This window comes from Marinifilum sp. N1E240 (genome assembly GCF_009295825.1).
GTDB classification, from domain to species: Bacteria; Bacteroidota; Bacteroidia; order Bacteroidales; family Marinifilaceae; genus Marinifilum_A; species Marinifilum_A sediminis.
In genome coordinates this window covers 186,597-206,258 of record NZ_WHKF01000004.1, presented here as the reverse complement: position 1 = coordinate 206,258, position 19,662 = coordinate 186,597, and the positions used below count along the sequence as shown (strand labels likewise).

Here is a 19,662-nt window from a genome sequence, read left to right as displayed (position 1 = left end):
TTTATAATCCTTTAACATTTATTCAATCCACTTAACTGTTTTACCAACTACATTTGTATCATACAAAACAGTAAAACGTTTTTTCATAGATTAGATTTAGGTTAGTAAATAGTGGTTAGAAGAAAAGCCTGGGTGGGGACCCAGGCTTTTTCTTTGGAATAAACTCAAGCATCTAAAGCATACATTTACAATCCCTTAACATTTATTCAATCCACTTAACTGTTTTACCAACTACATTTGTATCATACAAAACAGTAAAATGTTTTTTTCATAGATTAGATTTAGGTTAGTAAATAGTGGTTAGAAGAAAAGCCTGGGTGAAGATCCTTTTTCTTTGATGCAAATTGGTAATTCAATATAAAAATCATGTATCAATCCATTTTTTTATTTCTTCTCAATACTAATGCGATTTATACTCTCCCGATACAATCTTAACCTTTGCTCATAAAATGCCATAGGCAATGTGGATTTTTGTTCCATCAACACATCAATAGCTTTTTGATAGGAAGCCATAGCTCTTCCCCTATATCCCATAAACTCTTGAAATTCTCCCTTGCTATCATATAAATTATGGGACAGTGGATATTTTCTAATCCCCCACTCAATAACTTGTATAGCGTCATTTGCTTTCTCTTTTCTAAAAAGTGCGTATGCAAGGCTATTAATTTCTTCTGATCCTAATTTCAACTCCTTATTACTTTCCAAACGATCGTAATATTGAATTAATTTATTGGATGTGAGAAACTGATAATCAATGTACTTTTTTAAACCTTGTAAAGTTCCAAAGGTAAAAACAGAGCTATGATCATCCGTATTAGAAAAATCATCGAATTCAAAGTGAAACTTCTTGCTATATATCTTACTCTCAAATAATGCTTTAACTTTCTTATTTGATGACTTCCATCCAGCTCCTGATTCATTTGCTTTACACAAATAGTAGTATTTTTTGGAATCTAAAATATCTAAATTGAATTTTTTAAATCGATTTACAAATTGAGATTTGTCGTAAGCAAAGTTTGGCGAAACATTGATATAAGCATTAAACATACTTGGATTTTCCATTAAACAATAGGAAATAAATGTTCCCCCATTAGAATGACCAATAGCAATTCTCTCAGATAACACTCTGTAGTTGCTATTCATATGCGGAATAAGTTCATCCTTTATAAAATCCATAAACTGATCTGCTTTGCCGAGCATTCCTCTTCTATTCTCAAATGTTTGCTGATAATTGTTTTTAGGTAAAAAATCAAAACCTCTTTGCGGAGACTTAATTCCGACCACAATCATAGGAAACTGTTCATTTATAAAATTCATGCTGGAATGAACAAAATCGAAATATTGTCTAGCCTGTGCATCGAAAACATAAATGGTCTCAAATTTTCGATTAGGCTCGGTTTTATACTGCCAGGGTAAATAAACCAAGATCTCTCTTTGTTGATTCAAAATCTCAGAATGGATTTGAACAGATTTAATTTCCTGAGCAGACAGTATTGCCGGAAATATTACCATTAAACAAAGCACCAATTTTTTCATAAGAAAGAAATTTATCTTATTTCACCTTTAACAGCTCAATTTTTCAATTGATTTGAACATGAATATGATCATCATGCCTTACAGCTCCACATCCATGAAATCTAATTCTACTATCACTTAAATTCATTCTATTTTTAAGGTGTGGTTCAATAAACATTTTACTTAGTACTTTCTGACTCAAAATCGCATCTATCAATTCCTTCGTTCCTTTCTTCGAAAATTTTAATTCAGAATTGATTTTTCCTAAAGTTAAATATTTTGGATAATCGTATTGGAAATAGCCTTTTTGCAAACAATCAGAACATTGATTGAACTCATTATCTTTAGCGTCTTCAAAAACACCATAGCCACTTCTCGATTTTCCTTTATTTACAACTTTTCTATCCTCATCTTCATACACCAAGCTAAAGTCAATTTTGCAACCATCCTTATGACTAAGATGCGGTAACAAAGGAAAACCCTTAAAAAAAGGAAAGCAGGCATCGAGATAACGAGCATGAACATCCGAATTTGCTTTGTCTAGATGATTTGAAATATTTTGTAGAAAGACATTTGTTTCAGGCGTAACATAGTTTCTATTCAAGAATATACTCAAATAATTAGCTGCTTGTAAATGACTGTTATTCTTAATTTTCTCTCGACCAAAAAAAGGTGCTGTATATGGTATTATTAGAAATGTGGTCAGCACATAAAGCATTATAAAAATCAGGAATCCTTTTCCAGAAAATCTGACTCTAATCCGATTACTTAAAATCGCACTCAAAAAATACACCAAACCTCCTACTTGACTAACAACTGTTAATACAACAAATAGAAAAGCTCTTCCTAAATACTTCAATATTCTACTCATTATTTCTGAAAATACTCTTTTAAGCGTTGATTGATAAAATAGTGCCAGCCACCCTGACAGCTTTCGCATGTAAATTCAGGTACATTCCTATCAAAAGTATGTAAACCAATAGCTGTTACTCTTAATTTGCAATTGCTTCCCTCATCCTCTAGTTCGTAGATAACATCGGCACTTCCTGTGTAGCCTTCGTACTGCCAGTTACACACCAACTTTTGCATTGGAATAACTTCTGTAATTTTCCACAGATGCATGAATTGTCTTTCTCCTGCATCCACATTAAATTTGGTTTCAAAGCCTACCTTGGCTAAATAATCGGGCATATTTTCGAAAAACCACAATCGCATTTCATTAGGATCGGTAATTGCTTTCCAAACCTGCTCTTTTGATTTAGTAAATATTTGTTCAGTGATGATTGGTGTTGTTCTGTCTTCCATTTTACTATATTTTTAATGCCAATAAGATAAATTATCCAATTTCTTTATACAAAATAAATCCACCATTAATATGATCGATAACGATAAAGTATTTAGTTCCCCTGGCTCCTGAAGCTAACAAACCACCCAACACACCAAAAAATGCTCCAGCTGCAACTACATCAGCTGAGTTAGCTGTTGCTTCAACATCTCCTACAAAATAAAAGTAATCATCACTTTTACACAGATTGTAATAACCATATTTTGTGGCTATATATGCTTGTCCATCTTCCACAATTGCATAAATATTTTTAGATTTCACTTTCACAAGTTGGTTAAATTCATCATGTACTTTTACCGATGCAATACTCAGATCCTTCCTTCTTTTCACGAACACTTCATTATCCGGCTCCTGATCTCTGAATGATCCAAAAGTATAGTACAATCCATCCTTATAATTCTTAGTATTGTAGAGCTTCAATTTTCTTTTCTCACAACTATCTAACTTCACAATCTCATGATATGAATATGACTCTAAATCCTTGACCTCTTTGTTTAAATTCTGACTAATAAAATCTGTCATTACCTTGCTACCAGTTCTAAATATTTTTTTAGTGACATCCATGCCTTTAACAATCGAAAGAGTATCTATATCCGATAGTTTATGATATCTCTCGCCTTGCTTAGAATATAGAACAGCTCGCAAATAAAAGTATCCTTTTTCGCTAGTAGCTTTAGTGATTTCAGCAAATGATAGCTTTCTAATTTGAAAAAGCAGCTCTCCATTTAAAGCAGAAGAATCAATAATTTCACTCATTATATCATTTAGCTGAGAAGATAAGCTAACTTCGGGGATTACTTTCGCCTTTCTATTCAACATGCCAACTTGCACAACACCTAAATGGCTGGTGTCAATTCTACAGTCTAAGAGCTCAATTTTACTGTATAAGCTATTAGAAACTTTGTTTTCAGGCACTGTTATTGAAAAATCCTTGGTAGAATTTTGACCAAGTAAATTAAAACTCATCGTGAGAAATAGAATAAATGTGTAAAGGTTCTTCATAGATTATTGTTTAATATTTCAACTTAATTTCAATCAACTGCTCAATATCGGTAAGCAAGTGATCATTTGTTATATTGATTTGTACACCGCGACCTTCGGAGTACTTCTTTGCTTGCGATAAGTCTGTTTTAATAGCTTCTGAAATGTTACTTTGCATGATTTCATCATAAGCTTTTTGTCCGAAAACAAATGCCACTTTAAAGTAGCCATCGCGGGGTAAAAAGTAGATGATTGCTCTCTTTTTGTCTTTAATGAGGAAGCTCCAGCCATATTTCTTGCCAGGATAATTCCATCCATCAACACCATTGCGATATTTGCTATATACCAATTGGTAAATCCGCTCCCAAATTGGGTACAGTGTGTTCAGTTTGTTTCCTACATCATTTTGGGTAGGTTTGGTAGCTTTGTCGGTAAAAATACTGATGTCGCTTATAGATCTGTTTTTTAAATTTTACTAATTATTGAATAGGCTCCAACTTAAATTTAATCTCCATTTGCTCCACTCCTCTTTTTACTGCCAGGTTTACACTTGTCAAATCATCCCAAAATCCTTTCTGAGATTCATAGGTTATCTGCTTAACACTAGTTCCATTAACTGCTATTATCTTATCATCTATTTTTAATCCCGCTTTTTCGGCATTGCAATTTCTGTATAGCCCAATCACTATCCAAGCATCCATAGTTTTGTTTCTGTCAACGTATGAAAAGCTCAATTTAGAAAACTCAAATGGCTCTTCGTATTTTCCATTGGGCTTTAAATACATATCATTATTTATAAAATCGATGAATACATTAAACCTTTCATAAATGCCATTCCCCAGCAAGCCCAGATGCTTATTAGAACTCAATGCACCACTCTTATCGATACTAAAATCCATACACACATTTGCAAATTCAAAATCGCCAATTTGTACCGATTCAGTCCTAAAATCGTAGCTCGACGATTCCCCTCCAACGCCACCATACTTTGTGAAATAGGCTGTTTTATTTTTAATATTTTCTGATAAATTGTACTTCCTAGTAGTAGCACTTGTTAACACAACACTACCTCCACAACCAAAATCTACTTGATATTCTCCTGCTATACTTAAGCTATCGTTAATATTCACTTGCAAAGGAATAAACAGGCGATTGCCTTTTTTGCTCAACTTTATTTTATCATAGCCTAATGTGTCAATAGAATCTAAACTTCGATAAAGGCACATGTATTCTCTCTCATAATTAATTTCCAGTACCGATCCGTAGAAATATTCCATACCTAAAATCCCATCGGCAAAATCTCCTAATATTGGTTTCAATTGCAAAATGGGAACAATATTGGTTCGATATAAATGTTCACCAAACTCAAAAGTTACCGTATCTTTTATTACTTCAACTTTTTGAGGAGTAGCACCAGCGCCGGGTAGTAATGCGGAAAAGTAGTCGGTATAGAAATATTTATTTCCGGCAAAATAAGTGCTGTCATAGTAAAAGTTCGATGCACCAGTATCAAACACAAAATTGCCCTGTATGCTATCCGCATCTCCTTTCACATATAAATGTCCGTGATAAACTATTGGGAAAGCATTATCAGGCAAAGGAATTGCCTGCTTTTTATTAGTGCAACTTGTGGCTACTATTAATAATACTAGAAAGATGGTACTTAGTCTGTTTTTCATTTCTTTTAATTATTGGGTTTAGGTTTGCTGGTGTTTATTTATATGCCAAACTTTCAAAAGACTAATCATGCTGAGAACAATTTTATTTTTATTAGCTACTTTAATTCTCCATCTAAATTTACTCAATCCACATTTAACATCTTTTCCAATTCGAATAAAACTATTAGTAGAATTATTATAAATAGTGTTTCTTAAACAAATGAATCTACTTTCATTTTAAAACTCAAAATTGTAAATTCGCTTCGATTGAGAAATTTACTCGCAAATTTCTCCAATAAAACCAATTTCATACTCACAAAACAGATTCAAAACACATGAAAAAAAGTAGTATTGTTCTTGCTTTATTAGCTGCTGTAGTTTTTTTAGGTGCATGTAATAAAGTGCCTAGATCAGGAAAGATGAATTTTAAAACGCAAATGGATAGTGTAAGTTATGCTTTGGGCTATATGGAAGGTAATAATTTTAAGAAAACTTTCGAACGAGTTCCGTTCGAAATGGATTCTATGACTTTCGTGAATATGGCTAAGACTGTTGCTAAAACCAAATTAACAAAGCAATACACCAACTATAGAATTAAACAATTCGATAATTTTAATGAAGATGCTTTCTATAAAGGATTTCTAAATGAAGTTGCTTATGGCAAATCTTATTTTACTCAGATGAGTGCTGATATATTCTTAAGAAAAGTACTTAATGAGAAAAAAGCTTTAAAAGATTCTCTAAAATTAGAAAAAGGTAAAATTGCTTTAGAAAAAGGAGTTAAATTTCTAGAAGAAAACAAAAAGAAAGATGGTGTAAAGGTAACCGAAAGTGGACTTCAATATGAAATTATTAAGAAAGGAAATGGTAACATTCCTGTTAGAATAGATAGAGTTAAATGTGTTTATCATGGTACACTATTAGACGGAACAGTTTTCGACAGCTCGAAAGAAAGAGGTGACACAACTACTTTTGGTGTTAATCGCGTAATTAAAGGATGGACAGAAGCGCTTCAAATGATGCCTGAAGGTTCAGAATGGCGTTTGTATATTCCATCGGATTTAGCTTATGGACAACGTGGTGCTGGTGAAAATATTGGACCAAACGAAACTTTAATTTTTGATTTGAACTTAATTGAAATTCAAGAGACAATTAAATAAAATCGTAAACTAAAATATTATTAAAGGGATGCCAATTGGTATCCCTTTTTTAAATCTCCATGACCCATCCTAAAATAAGTTGACAGAAAATCGACTTATTAATGAAAGAATCAGTAAAAACAATACTTACAGAACACAACTACTATTTAATTAGAACTTTTACTATAAATATAGTAGGATTTAAAAATAACTCTACTATATTTGTAGTAGAATTATAATCAAAAAACTCTATGGACATTAAATCACTGACAAAAGCAGAAGAGCAAATCATGCAAATAATATGGCTATTGCAAGAGGCAACAGTCAAAAATGTAATCGAAAATTTCGATGGAGATAAGCCTGCTTACACAACTGTAGCAACTGTATTAAGCGTTCTGGAGAAAAAAGGATTTGTAACACATCGCAAAATAGGCAATACCAAACTGTTTACTCCTGAAGTAAGCAAAGCAAATTATACCAAAGTACAATTTGGATCCTTATTACGAAATTACTTTAACGGATCCTTCCCAAAAATGGCTAGCTTTTTTGCTCGTGAAAACGATATGGATATTTCTGATTTGGAAAATATCATGAAGCAAGCCGAAGAGGAGTTCAAACATGAACAACAAAAGGAGGACTAATTATGGATGTAATGTTTGAATTACTATTACGAGCATCGGTAAGTATGGCATTACTATATGCTTTATACTGGTTACTTTTGAGAGAAAGCACTCATTTTAGAGCCAATCGATTCTTCTTGCTTATTAGCTTAATGATATCCATTGTAATTTCTGTAGTTCCAATTCAATATCAAGTAGACATACAAACCTCTGTAAATAACACAGTGCAAGAATTCAATGGTGTATTTAATCACAACATTGAAAATACAAATACCGATATTAAACAAAGCATTTCTTTAGTTAGTGTTTTGTATCTCATTTATCTGTCAGGAGCAGCAATTGTGCTGCTTCGCCTACTGATACAATGCCGAAATCCGATTTTGATTATTGCAAAATCAAAACCTAAGAAAATTAACAATTGCTTGATTCATGAGAACAAGGTGTACAACTCACCATTTTCATTTTTCAATCGCATATTAATCAATCCCGAATATTTTAAGCAGAACGAAATAGTTGACATATTAACTCATGAAAAAGTGCACATTCAGGAGCGTCATTGGATCGATCTGTTCATTATAGAGCTGTTAACAGTGTTTTTCTGGTTCAATCCATTTATTTGGTTATTTGAACGAGCTATAAAACAAAACCACGAATACCTGGCCGACGAAGGTGTACTAACCCGGGGCCATTCACCTGTCAGGTATCAGGCATTATTAATTAACCGGCTAATGGGCACACAGGTAATTGGCATGGCCAATCACTTTAGTGCAGCCCAGGGCCCAACCCGATTTAAGATGATGACAAAAAAGAAAACAGCGAAACGTAAATTGTTTCGAATGACATGGGGAATTCCTGTATTGGCAATTTTATTGGTAGCTTTTGCTGAGCCACAGTATAAAACAATTACTGAAGAGCCTATAATTGAAAAAAGCTCCAAAACCATTAGTAATGATAAAACTATAAAGACAAAAGGTGTTGTAACAGATGACAAGGGAAATCCTATGACTGGTGCTGCTGTTATAGTTAAAGGAAGTACCCTTGGTACAGTCGTTGACAAAGATGGTACATTTGAAATCGAAGTTCCTAATTCTAAAAAATCGGCATTGATTATTTCCTATGTAGGCTACAAAACTATTGTAGAAAAAATCAGCACTACTAATAAAAAAGTTACCCTAAATTTTAAAATGAAAAAAGGAGTAATTAGTATTGATAGTAAATCGATGCATTTAGATGGTGATGTTCCACCACCACCTCCTCCTCCAGCTCCAACTGGTACTCCATCGGATTTTGTTATAGTGGAAGAAATGCCACAATACAACCAGGGACATTACGGATTGGTTCAATTCGTAAACAAACAAAAAAGTAAGCTTCATAATAAGTTCGGTAAAAAACTAAGTGGAACAGCTACAGTTGGATTTACTATTAATGCTAATGGAGAGGTGAGCAACATTCAAATTTTGGATAAATCCAATGATATTGCAGCCAAAGCAGCCAAAATAATAGCTTCAAACATGGAAAAATGGAAACCAGGTTCGCAACGAGGCAAGAAAGTGCCCGTTGATTTTGCCATGGAACTGAAGTTCTAACAGGAAATAATTTCGATATAATTCTAAATACAAAGTGCTGTCCTTACTTCAAATAGCAAGGACAGCACTTTTTTTATGCGATAAGGCACTTAAACCTCAATTAAATTATTTAATTTTTCTGTTAGTTCAGATTCTGCAATCACCCCTACAGTCTTTTCTACAATTTCTGATTTCTTCACGAATAGCAAAGTAGGAATACTTCCTATTTTATACTGAGTCCTTAACTCAGGGAATTTATGCACATCAACTTTCTGAAATTCTATCTTTCCTTCGTACTTTCCTGCTAATTTTTCTACCAACGGCATAAGCGCCCTGCAAGGAGGACATGTGTCAGCATAAAAGTCTAATAATATGGCATTATCTTGTTTTAATAAATTCTCTAATTCTTTTGCATTTTCTATCGCTTTCATAATTCTAATCTTTACTATTAATAACTATACTTCTATACAAACAAAGATGCGGAGACTTCTTCATTATATCATTGATCAGGATTCCCGAAGACTTGTCGATTTTTCCTTTGGAAATTTTAAAGGTCGGTCTTGTTCTCAAACCATAAAAACCCATTACATTTATAAAAAAACAATTATGTCGAAAAATAGATGCTCTTGGGCTGGAGAAGAACCTCTTTATTGCAAGTACCACGATGAGGAATGGGGCGTTCCTTTACACGATGATCAAATGCTTTTTGAATTTTTGATACTGGAAGGTGCACAAGCTGGTTTAAGCTGGATTACAATATTAAAAAAGCGAGAAAACTATAGGAAAGCATTCGATAATTTCGATCCGAATATCATAGTAAACTACTCTGAGGAAAAAGTAGCTGAATTGCTGCAAAACGAAGGAATTATTCGCAATAAACTAAAAGTAAGAGCTGCTATTAAAAATGCAAAAGCATTTCTGGAGGTTCAAAAAGAATACAGCTCTTTTGACAAATACATTTGGAGTTTTACGAATGGAAAAACCATAGTGAACAAATGGAAGAATTTAAGCGAAGTGCCTGCTTCAACACCAGAATCGGAAGCCATGAGTAAGGCTCTTAAGAAACGAGGTTTTACTTTTGTTGGACCAACTATTTGCTACGCTTTTATGCAGGCTACAGGAATGGTAAATGACCATACAACTGATTGCTTTAAATACAAGAAATAAAAAAACTGCCCCTGACTAAAGCCAGGGGCAATTAACTGAATTTATAAAGATTTGAACGTAATTGGCAATGTGTAGGCCATATGAACTGCTTTACCGCCTTCAATTCCAGGTTCCCATATAGGAAAACCTTTAACAATCTCGATAGCTTTGGCATCAACTTCAGCATTACCTGTACCTCTAGTCATGCGGATATTATCAATCTTCCCTTCTTTAGTTATAACAAAAGAAACAAAACATCTTTTACCAATCTTAAATTTTGAATCTAGTTTATTAATTTCTTTCTCTAGGTACTTCTGAACTTTATCATGCCCTCCAGGAAATTTTGGCATTTGTTCCACAATAACATAAATATCCTCACCCTTGTATTGCTTTTTAGGTTTTCTAGGTTCACCTACCACAATCATTCCCTGTCCATTTTGCAATCCAAAACTTAAAGGAATAGTATAGGATACATTTACTGGTGATCCATCCATTTTTCCAGGTATCCATTTTGGCAATGTAGACACAATACGGATTGCCTCTTTATCAATTGATGGACAAACACTTCTCATAACTCTTGCATTTTCAACCTCACCTAATTTATTAATAACAAAAGTAACTAGAACCTTACCTTCAATTCCTTTTTTCTGAGCCTCACGTGGATATTTAACAGTTCTGGCAATATGCTTTCTCATTGCTAAATCTCCTCCCGGAAATACAGGTTTTTCATCTACTGATACATATACATTATCTTCACCCAAAGATTGTTCATTTTCTTCCTTTAATTTAATTTTAAGAAAGTAACCCTTGTCAGTTTTTTTCCCATTCAAAACAAAATCCTCAACAGGAATTTTCTTTGTTTCCAAGGCGATAAATGAAACATTAATGTTAGCACTTTTGACAATACTTAATTCAAATTCACCATTAAAATTCGCCACTGTACCAATTGAGGTTCCTTCCACAAGTACAGTTGCTCCAGGAATAGGTTTATCATCATTTGCAAGTACAACTCCAGTTATTTTCACAGTTTCTTGTTTATGCACTTCCGCAACTGTTGCTTCCTTGGCATGTACTTCCTCAATTCTTAAATTAAAGATTACTACTGCTACTATCACAGGAAACATCATCAACAATTTATAGCGTCTATTCTTGGGACTTTTATCTTTTGACATCATAATCATTCTTTTTTTATTAATGGAATAGTTAAAGTTGTTAGCCAAGCCAACAACTTCGGCTCCCATTAGTTGGTTAATTAATAGTGCCTGATATTGTCCGATGTTGTAGCCATGCGCAATCACTCCATCATCAGCCAATAATTCATGCGTTTGTTTTAGGGCAAGCTGAAAAAGCCATACAAATGGATTGAACCAAAAAACGATGGTCATCAGTTCAACTAAAAGCAGATCGATCCAATGCTTTTGCTGAGCGTGAACTTTTTCGTGTGCTAAAATATTCTGACGAGATTCGTTATTAAACTCCTCTCTATTAATTACTATATATCCAAAAAAAGTAAAAGCCGGAATTGATTGATCTAGTAATACAATTTTAAAATTGTCAATTACAGTATATTGCTTTCCTGATATCATTCTATAAATCTGACCAACTTTTATCAGACTTCGAATGAATAAAATACTTGCTACCAATAAATAAATCAGGAACACAATAGTTGATAACGTGTAGAAACTCTCTTGCTTAATTACAGGTTCAACTGATCCACTTACAAAGGATAAATCTCCTGCTATAACGGTATTTTCAACAGCTTCAACCAAAACGGTATAAGGAATCTTAATAAAAGGTAAAAGAATTGCAGTACACAAACTAAGCAATAAAAACCCTCTTATTTCCGTAAAAAACCTTTCGTTTCGCAACAGCAAAAAATAGATGATATAAAACAAAGCCAATATCACCGATGATTGTACAAAGTATTCTATTATAGCTTCCATATCTATTTCTCCTTCTCAATTTGGCGTTTGGCAATCTCAATCATCTCTTCCAATTCCTGGATACTTAATTTATTATCCTTAGCAAAAAAAGAAGCCATTCTTGAAAATGATCCATTGAAATAATTGGTTACCAATGCCCCTGCTTTAAATCCCGAATAATCCTCTTTCGAAATTTTTACCACAAATAAATGAGACTTTCCAGCAGGAATTTTATCTGCAAAACCTTTTTTCTCCAAGGCATTCATTACTGTTGCAACAGTAGTATAAGCAGGTTTCGGATCGGGAAACTGTGCAACAACATCTCTTACACTTGCTTTTTCCAGTTCCCATACAATTTGCATCACCTGTTCTTCTGCTTTGGTTAATTCCTTCATAACAAACTTTACTTTTAGATTAATCTACTACAAACTTAGTACTAATTTTTTAGTAGACAAATTTTATTACTAAAATTTTAGTAGATAAAATGATTTTACTACAATCTTGAATAATGCACCTGTTTTTACTAACTATGCAAAAAATTGATCGATGGAAAAATTTGAATTATCACCCAACAACTATAAACTTTGGGACAGAGTACGAAAAGAATTGTCATTATTGATATTGCTTATAGCTATTCTACTATTTTTTGTTGGCTTAAACGTGATTTATTTTACTGCTGTAATTGTAATGTACACCTTACTTTTAACACTTAAACGAAATCGAATTTTAACTTGTATCCAATTTAATGATGAAAATCAAACTCTTGATTTGGAATATTTTTATCTAATAACTATTAAAAGCAAAGAGAGCGTTCCATACCATAAACTGAGCTGTAAACTAAGTATGAAACGCTTTGGTTTTGGAGCTGCTACACAAACGCTAGAGCTATTTAAAGGAAAAATATTATGCTGTGAAATTCGAAAAGAGGGCAAATGGAAATGGTCAGAAGAACAAATCGATAACATCCATAAAAGAATCTCTGATCTTAATAAATAGAACTAAATAAGGTACAATTATTGATGTTAGGTTTGGTACAAGTTCAATTTATTTATCTTTATAATAGGAATAGTAATTGACAATAAAAACAAATCTTATTCGTACTTCATTTAAATATAATGTTCTTCTAACTATTTTTATTGGTATTTCGTTTTTCTCTAATGCTCAACGAAACCATAGAAATGACACCTTAGTGATCCCAAAATCAAGAACAAATCTTCCTGATAGTATGATTGTCATTTCCAGAGATACCATTGTATTTTTAATTGATACAATTCATGAAAAAAGAGCAAATGAAAGCAATAGTGGTAACAAATTTTATCATGCGATAAAAAGAGGTGCCTACAAAAGAAGATTTACCAAAGAACTCTATAAACTATTTTTTGTAGCTCCTGATAAGATTTCTCCTACAGATACGATCAAGACTGAACGAAGTGAAACGGCTTTTGTTATCTATCAGGGAAAAACCATTAGACGTATTAATATTAGAGTTTTAGAGCCATTTGGTTCCAGTTTGCACGATACCACAAAAGTAGCAACTTCCTGGCTCGAAACCACTGGAAATAAATTACATCACACGAGTCGACGTGGTCATTTAAAACGCTTGTTAAGAATTAAACAAGGTGATAAACTTGATGCCTACACCTTAGCCGATAACGAACGTCTAATTCGTCAGTTAGATTATATAAAAGATGCCTATTTTAGAGTGATTCCAGTATTGGGATCGAATAAAGCAGTTGATTTGGAATTGTGGGTAAAAGACCAGTTCTCCTGGGGTATTAACTTAGACGTTGGCTCTCTTTCATCCTCTGAGTTTGAATTCTACAGCCGCAACCTATACGGCATTGGTCATGAATTTAGTAATACTTTTCACTACGAATCGGATGAAAGTAGAAGTTTTGGTTATTCAGGCAGATACAAAATCAGAAATATCAGAAGAACGTATATCGACGCTACATTAATCTATGAGAATACCTATGAAAAAGCTATAGTAGGAATTGATTTTGATAGAAAATTTGAAACCTACAATACCAAATATGCAGGTGGATTAAGCCTTTCCAGAACCATGCGTTCCGATAAAATAATGGATGATGATCCCATTTTAAATGAGGTTCCATTGGACTTTAATTATGGTAATATTTGGTATGGTAGAGCCTATAAATTGGATTCAAAAAATCTTTTCGCTCGAAAACGAATGTTTATTACGGGACGAATAGCAAGTAGAGAATTTTTTAAAAGACCTGAAACTGGTCCCGATTTAAACCAATTTTTCCACAATAACTTCTTATATCTTGCCGGATTAAGTATCAGTCAAATTCAATACTACAAGAGTAATTTGGTATACAATTTTGGTAGAACTGAAGATATTCCTTATGGATTTTTGGCTCAAACCAGTTTTGGATATGAAGACCGAGAATATTCTCATCGCTTTTATCTTGGTTTTGATCTGCAAAAAGCCAGTTACATTCGCTCTACAAAAAGCTACCTATTCAATCGCTTTGCTATAGGCGGATTTTTCAACTCTAAAAGGTTTGAACAAGGAACACTAATTGCACAATCTAAATTCTTTAGCAGAATTAGAAAGCTTGGAGCTTTGCGATTCCGTAATTTTGGAGATCTAAAATACACATTAGGAATTAGAAGGTTTCCAGAAGAATTCATCACTTTAAATAACCGACAAGGTATTCGTGGATTTAAAAGTGAAGAGGTAACAGGCACGCAAAAATTGAGTTTAAATCTGGAAACAGTAGCCTTTACTCCATATATGCTTGGAGGTTTTAAATTTGCCTTTTACAGCTTTGCAGATATGGGAATAATTGGCAGTAATAAAAAGAATCTTTTTAAAGAAGATTACTATTATGGAATTGGTTTAGGAGTACGACTACACAACGAAAATCTTGTTTTTAAAACCATACAACTCCGGTTCACATTTTATCCAAACGCTCCAAATGATTTTAGCACAACTGGCTTTCGTTTATCGGGAGAAGAACGACCTAAATTTAATGATTTTAAGGTGGGACAACCGGATGTCATCCCTTTTGAATAACCTAAATTTCACTCTCTTTCCAATTGGCATATCTTAGATAAAGCCATGAACCTAAAGCTAAAAATCCGGCATAAAAATATTCCGAAATCCACACACCCGAAATTGGGAGTTGAATTACCTCAATTAAAACATAAACTCCTCCCAGGTAACAAGCCAAAACAACAATTTCAATTAGCATAGCATGAAATGTATTTCCTGTTCCTGAAACTCCCTGAAAAAGTGTAATGCCAACTGGGAAAAGTAAGGCTGCACCAAATATCACGTATAAAACTGGTTTTGTTTCTGCTATCAATCCAACTTCGTCTGTATAAATAGAAATCACCAACTCCGGACTAATCAAACTAATTCCCACCAATCCCAAAACACATAAAAATGATAATTTTACCGTTCTAAAAATTACAGGCAAAACCTCTTTTGGGTTTCCGTCTCCAATTACCTGGCTTACCAAAGTATTTGCTGCCGATGCAAATGCCCAAACCGGAACCATAATTAGTACATAAATACTTCGAATAATATTTGAAATTGCTAACTCTCTCTCTCCCATTTTCTCTACCAGAAGAAAAAATACAAACCAGCAGGATAAAGCCAAAAAATTCTGTATCATCATTGGAAAAGACACCTTTAATAATCGTGTATACAAGTCTTTATCAATTTTCGGAAATGCGAATAAATTGTATTTCCCAACCGGAGTTTTTCGTAATGTGTAGACAATAAAGAAAATCAAAACACATACCTCTGCAATTACAGAAGCCAATGCCGCACCTTTTATTCCCATTTCTGGAAATCCAAGTTCTCCAAAAATTAACACATAATCTAAAAAGATATTGATTATAGCCATAAAAGCCGTACTCCAGCTTATTATTTTAGTTTTGGCAATACCAATATAAAATGCACGAAACAGAAGGTTTATACAGGCAAATAATATTCCCCAGGCTCGCACCGAAATATAATCAGTACTCGCTTGAAAAATAGCATCCGACTTCACAATTGATTTAAGGATGGAAGGAGCTTGAAACTCCATAAATCCTAATAGAAAGACTGCTAAAATCAATAGAAAATACAAGGCATGATCAAATGTTTTTCCAACCCGTTTGTAGTTCCCTTCACCAAATCGACGAGCAATTACAATTTGAGTTCCCAAGCCAAATCCCCATCCAAGCATTACAACTGCAAAGTAGAAAATAGTTGCAATGGCAGCAGCTCCAAGAGCTACTTCACTTAAATGTCCTAAAAATGCAGTATCAGTTAAAGCTATGATATTCTGAGCAACACTACCCAAAATAATAGGATAGGCAATTTTCCAAATGTTAGAATAGTTCGTTTGTATTTTCAATTTATAAAATCTAAGAGATAACAAAGCCGGTTCCAAAATGAAACCGGCGAAAATTAATTCTTTTATTTTAAATAATCATCAAAATAATTGCTGACCTTTTGTTTCAAATGAATTCGGTCGCGACCTCTTACATTGTGTTCTGCTCTTGGATAAGGGAAATAATCAACCTGAACATTATTTTTTATACACTCACGTATAAAGTTTAAACTGTGCTGCCATAAAACTGTTGGATCAATTGCTCCTTGGCAAATCAATAGTTTACCTTTCAAATCCTTTGCTTTAGCAATTAGAGATGTTTTGGCATATCCTTCAGGATTTTCCTGAGGAGTATCCATATAACGCTCTCCATACATCACTTCATACCATTTCCAGTCAATTACAGGTCCACCGGCTACACCAACCTTAAATACGTCCGGATAATTTGTAAGTAACGAAATGGTCATAAATCCACCATAACTCCATCCATGTACACCAATTCTATCAGCATCAACATATGGTAAAGATTGTAAAAACTCCACTCCTTTCATTTGATCCGCCATTTCTGGTTGACCACACTGACGATGAATAACTGCTTCAAACTCTTTTCCTCTGTTAGCTGAACCTCTGTTATCTAAAATGTAAAGTAGATAACCATTTTGTGCCATATACTGCTCCCATAAACGAGAACCACCCATCCATCGGTTGGTTACCAACTGTGCATGCGGTCCACCATATACATAAACGACTACCGGATATTTTTTATTTGGATCAAAATTAGCTGGTTTCACCATGCGATAATGCAAATCAGTTTGTCCATCAGCAGATTTTATACTACCTAATGAAATCTCACCCAGGTTGTATTCTTTCAGTTTGTTTTCAGCATTTATTAGCTCCTTAATTTGCTTGCCTTTTGTATCAGCAACAGCTACTTTTCTAGGAACATTTAAACTGCTATAATTATCAATAATATATTTTCCATCAGCACTTACTTGCACTGAATGGTATCCTTCTTCATTGGTTAAGCGAGTTCGCTTTCCTGATTTCAGATTTAACTTGTAGACATGTCTATCTAGAGGACTTACTTCTGTTGATACATAAAACAGGTTCTTCTCTGCTTTATCAAAACCTAAAATTTCAGTAATTTCCCAATCTCCAGATGTCAATTGTTTTACCAATTTTCCATCAGTATTATACAAATAAGCATGATTAAATCCATCACGATTATTGGTTTGATAGATAAATTGATTTGGCTTATTTTTCATGAAAATTAACTGATGAGAAGGTTCTACCCAACGATTATCCATCTCTTCAAACAAGGTCTGAACAAACTCTCCGGTTTCAGCAATATACTTGTTCATTTTCATGTGATTCGATTCACGATTCAACACCTGAATGTAAATGAATTGCCCATTAGCTCCCCATGAGATATTTGTAAGATACTGATCATTGCCAAAATCATCAGGTTTAATCCAAGTAGTTGATTTCTTTTTCAGGTTAAATACACCTAATTTCACAGCTTCACTATCCATTCCACACATTGGATATTTAATCTCTCGTAAATCTCCAACTCTTGTATTGATATCAACTATTGGGAAAGAGCTAACTTTACTTTCATCTTTTGAATAGAAAGCCAATTGATCTCCTTGTGGTCCCCAAAAAATTCCGCCATTAATGCCATATTCACTTCGACTAACTGCTTGACCATTCACAATATTTTTATCTGAATCAGACGTAACTGCTACTTCTCCATTCTTATTGGCAATGTATAAGTTATTATCAATCGTATAAGCTATTGATTTATTCTCCTGACAAAACTCCTCGTTCTCAGCTTTAGAATTAACATCAAGTTCAAAAATCAAGTTCTTATCCTCAATGTTAATTTGATATATTTTATTGGCTCTTCTAAACTGAAGAACATTAGAATTAATCCATCTGTAACGCGGTAATCTTTTTAACTCAGTATTTTCTTCCGCTTTCAAAATCGTATTAAAATCCGTTAAGGTAAAAATAGACTTAGCTTCTTTTCCAGGAGCACCAGCAAGAATATCTTCTCCTTCCGCATATGAAATAAGGTTGCTCTCTCCTTTCCATGATAGTTGAGATAGGTTTTCCGGGTAAAATTGTCTCCATTGTCCCAGAATGGCATCTTCCATTGATAAATTTTTTGGCTGAGCTTGCAAACTCAGGAATAAGCCGCAATTGATTAATAAATAGCTTAAAAGGATGAATCTTTTCATGTTGTAAGGTTTGTTGTTAAATTTCTTTTAAAAAATTTTTGCGTTCAAATGTATCCTTTTTCGCATAAATACAGTAATAATGATAGAATAAATTAAACAAGAACTACCAATAGATGTGGACATGCTTCAACATCAGGTCGAAAATTCAGGTTTTAATTGCTAAACATGTAGTAATACTATAGCTTTGAGAACATTTTTTTTCTACCTACATTGGCTTAATAATTTTTAAGTTAGACAAAATGCCTAAAAAACGAATCCCAAACAGTATTAAATTTTTAATCCTGATCTCTGTTGCAGCAATTATTACTTTTTTGATTTTACAACCATCAGAAAATCAAAAGCAAGAAGCTTCAATTGAAAAAACAACTGAAGAGGAGATTATGAAGGATGTGGAGAAGACAGGAAATATTTTCAAGTACAACAATATTCTATTTAGTTTACCTTCTCCTTATCAAATTTCACTTTTGTTAGAAAAATCTGGTATTTCTTACAATAAAGATTTACTAAATCCGACCAAAAAAGCGGGTGATTACGTTGATAACTTTAGTAAGGCTGTAAACTTTGGCGTTTATGGTTCCGATCTGGGTTACATTAACATTTACAAACAAACTCAGGATGCTGCAAGTTATTTTGCAGTACTCAAAATTTTATCGCAAGATGTAGGTTTGTATAATGCAATGGATAAACCGACTGTTAAGCGAATTGAAAATAATATTGAGAATAGAGATTCCTTACTTGTTATTGTTAGTAACACTTACCGTAAAATTGACAATTATTTAAAAGCAAATAATCGAGAAAACACTGGTGCTCTTATTTTAGCTGGTGGTTGGATAGAATCAATTTATTTACTAACCCAACAAATAAATGATCATTCGAACAAAGAACTAATGAAGAGAATTTCGGAGCAAAAAAGACCCTTGGAAAATCTTATTAAACTTTTGGTTCCTTATTCAAACGAGTCCAAAGACTACTACTTTTTGGTTGATCGCTTAATTGATTTAGCCTATACTTTTGATGAAATTGATCATCAATACAAATTTGTTGCCCCTATAACCGATTCAAAGAAAAAACTTACCATCGTAAAAAGTAAATCGGAAATGGTAATGAATAAGGCACAGTTAGCTAAAATTTCAGAAAAAGTAGGAATCATTCGCGATCACATTATTAAATAATAAAGAA

The 19,662-nt window shown here is 33.4% G+C and carries 18 protein-coding genes; 7 read left to right on the top strand and 11 right to left on the bottom strand.

Annotated elements, in window-relative coordinates; all coding sequences use genetic code 11:
- Positions 1-384: 384 nt before the first annotated feature.
- Genes GCQ56_RS12350 through GCQ56_RS12325 form a run of 6 tightly spaced genes read right to left on the bottom strand, consistent with a single transcriptional unit; the run spans position 385 to position 5,520 of the window.
- Positions 385-1,536, bottom strand: a complete 1,152-nt coding sequence (locus GCQ56_RS12350; protein ID WP_152734780.1) for an alpha/beta hydrolase-fold protein — start codon at positions 1,534-1,536, stop codon at positions 385-387.
- A gap of 43 nt (positions 1,537-1,579) precedes the next feature.
- On the bottom strand, positions 1,580-2,386 hold the full coding sequence (locus tag GCQ56_RS12345) for a hypothetical protein (RefSeq protein ID WP_152734779.1): 807 nt from the start codon (positions 2,384-2,386) through the stop codon (positions 1,580-1,582).
- Positions 2,386-2,820, bottom strand: a complete 435-nt coding sequence (locus tag GCQ56_RS12340; protein WP_152734778.1) for an SRPBCC domain-containing protein — start codon at positions 2,818-2,820, stop codon at positions 2,386-2,388. The genes GCQ56_RS12345 and GCQ56_RS12340 overlap by 1 nt, the downstream gene beginning before the upstream one ends.
- Before the next feature lie 31 nt (positions 2,821-2,851).
- The gene (locus GCQ56_RS12335) at positions 2,852-3,862 is read right to left on the bottom strand and encodes a hypothetical protein (protein WP_152734777.1); all 1,011 of its coding nucleotides are present in this window, start codon (positions 3,860-3,862) and stop codon (positions 2,852-2,854) included.
- A 10-nt stretch (positions 3,863-3,872) separates the two neighbouring features.
- On the bottom strand, positions 3,873-4,280 hold the full coding sequence (locus GCQ56_RS12330; RefSeq protein WP_299994520.1) for a DUF3788 domain-containing protein: 408 nt from the start codon (positions 4,278-4,280) through the stop codon (positions 3,873-3,875).
- 40 nt (positions 4,281-4,320) lie between these two features.
- Positions 4,321-5,520 carry a PDZ domain-containing protein gene (locus GCQ56_RS12325; protein ID WP_152734775.1) on the bottom strand — a complete coding sequence of 400 codons (1,200 nt, stop codon included), beginning with the start codon at positions 5,518-5,520 and terminating at the stop codon, positions 4,321-4,323.
- Positions 5,521-5,834: 314 nt separating this feature from the next.
- Here GCQ56_RS12325 and GCQ56_RS12320 point away from each other — a divergent pair, with 314 nt between their 5' ends.
- The 3 genes from GCQ56_RS12320 to GCQ56_RS12310 all read left to right on the top strand — a co-directional run bounded on the left by GCQ56_RS12320 (position 5,835) and on the right by GCQ56_RS12310 (position 8,844).
- Positions 5,835-6,659 (top strand): FKBP-type peptidyl-prolyl cis-trans isomerase, encoded by an 825-nt coding sequence (locus tag GCQ56_RS12320; protein ID WP_152734774.1) that lies wholly within the window; start codon positions 5,835-5,837, stop codon positions 6,657-6,659.
- Positions 6,660-6,889: 230 nt separating this feature from the next.
- Positions 6,890-7,279 carry a BlaI/MecI/CopY family transcriptional regulator gene (locus GCQ56_RS12315; RefSeq protein ID WP_152734773.1) on the top strand — a complete coding sequence of 130 codons (390 nt, stop codon included), beginning with the start codon at positions 6,890-6,892 and terminating at the stop codon, positions 7,277-7,279.
- Positions 7,280-7,290: 11 nt separating this feature from the next.
- Complete coding sequence (locus tag GCQ56_RS12310) at positions 7,291-8,844, top strand: M56 family metallopeptidase (protein ID WP_193323775.1); 1,554 nt, start codon at positions 7,291-7,293, stop codon at positions 8,842-8,844.
- An 89-nt stretch (positions 8,845-8,933) separates the two neighbouring features.
- Here the strand turns inward: GCQ56_RS12310 and GCQ56_RS12305 are convergent, their stop codons facing one another.
- Positions 8,934-9,254, bottom strand: a complete 321-nt coding sequence (locus GCQ56_RS12305) for a co-chaperone YbbN (protein WP_152734771.1) — start codon at positions 9,252-9,254, stop codon at positions 8,934-8,936.
- Positions 9,255-9,429: 175 nt separating this feature from the next.
- Here GCQ56_RS12305 and GCQ56_RS12300 point away from each other — a divergent pair, with 175 nt between their 5' ends.
- Positions 9,430-9,990, top strand: a complete 561-nt coding sequence (locus GCQ56_RS12300; protein ID WP_152734770.1) for a DNA-3-methyladenine glycosylase I — start codon at positions 9,430-9,432, stop codon at positions 9,988-9,990.
- Positions 9,991-10,031: 41 nt separating this feature from the next.
- Here GCQ56_RS12300 and GCQ56_RS12295 read toward each other — a convergent pair whose 3' ends face one another.
- Together GCQ56_RS12295 and GCQ56_RS12290 are read right to left on the bottom strand one after the other, a co-directional pair.
- Complete coding sequence (locus tag GCQ56_RS12295) at positions 10,032-11,912, bottom strand: TonB family protein (protein WP_152734769.1); 1,881 nt, start codon at positions 11,910-11,912, stop codon at positions 10,032-10,034.
- A gap of 2 nt (positions 11,913-11,914) precedes the next feature.
- Positions 11,915-12,286, bottom strand: coding sequence for a BlaI/MecI/CopY family transcriptional regulator (locus GCQ56_RS12290; protein WP_152734768.1), 372 nt, complete (start codon positions 12,284-12,286; stop codon positions 11,915-11,917).
- Between the two features lie 151 nt (positions 12,287-12,437).
- Here GCQ56_RS12290 and GCQ56_RS12285 point away from each other — a divergent pair, with 151 nt between their 5' ends.
- Positions 12,438-12,887: a hypothetical protein gene (locus GCQ56_RS12285; RefSeq protein ID WP_152734767.1), complete on the top strand. Its 450-nt coding sequence runs from the start codon at positions 12,438-12,440 to the stop codon at positions 12,885-12,887.
- 76 nt (positions 12,888-12,963) lie between these two features.
- A complete protein-coding gene (locus GCQ56_RS12280; RefSeq protein WP_152734766.1) occupies positions 12,964-14,934 on the top strand; it encodes a hypothetical protein in 1,971 nt (656 codons plus the stop codon).
- A 1-nt stretch (position 14,935) separates the two neighbouring features.
- Here the strand turns inward: GCQ56_RS12280 and GCQ56_RS12275 are convergent, their stop codons facing one another.
- Together GCQ56_RS12275 and GCQ56_RS12270 are read right to left on the bottom strand one after the other, a co-directional pair.
- Positions 14,936-16,267, bottom strand: coding sequence for an MATE family efflux transporter (locus tag GCQ56_RS12275; protein ID WP_193323774.1), 1,332 nt, complete (start codon positions 16,265-16,267; stop codon positions 14,936-14,938).
- 62 nt (positions 16,268-16,329) lie between these two features.
- Positions 16,330-18,483, bottom strand: a complete 2,154-nt coding sequence (locus GCQ56_RS12270; protein WP_152734764.1) for a DPP IV N-terminal domain-containing protein — start codon at positions 18,481-18,483, stop codon at positions 16,330-16,332.
- A gap of 239 nt (positions 18,484-18,722) precedes the next feature.
- Between GCQ56_RS12270 and GCQ56_RS12265 the strand changes: the two genes are divergently transcribed.
- Complete coding sequence (locus GCQ56_RS12265; RefSeq protein WP_152734763.1) at positions 18,723-19,655, top strand: hypothetical protein; 933 nt, start codon at positions 18,723-18,725, stop codon at positions 19,653-19,655.
- The last annotated feature ends 7 nt before the right edge of the window (positions 19,656-19,662 follow it).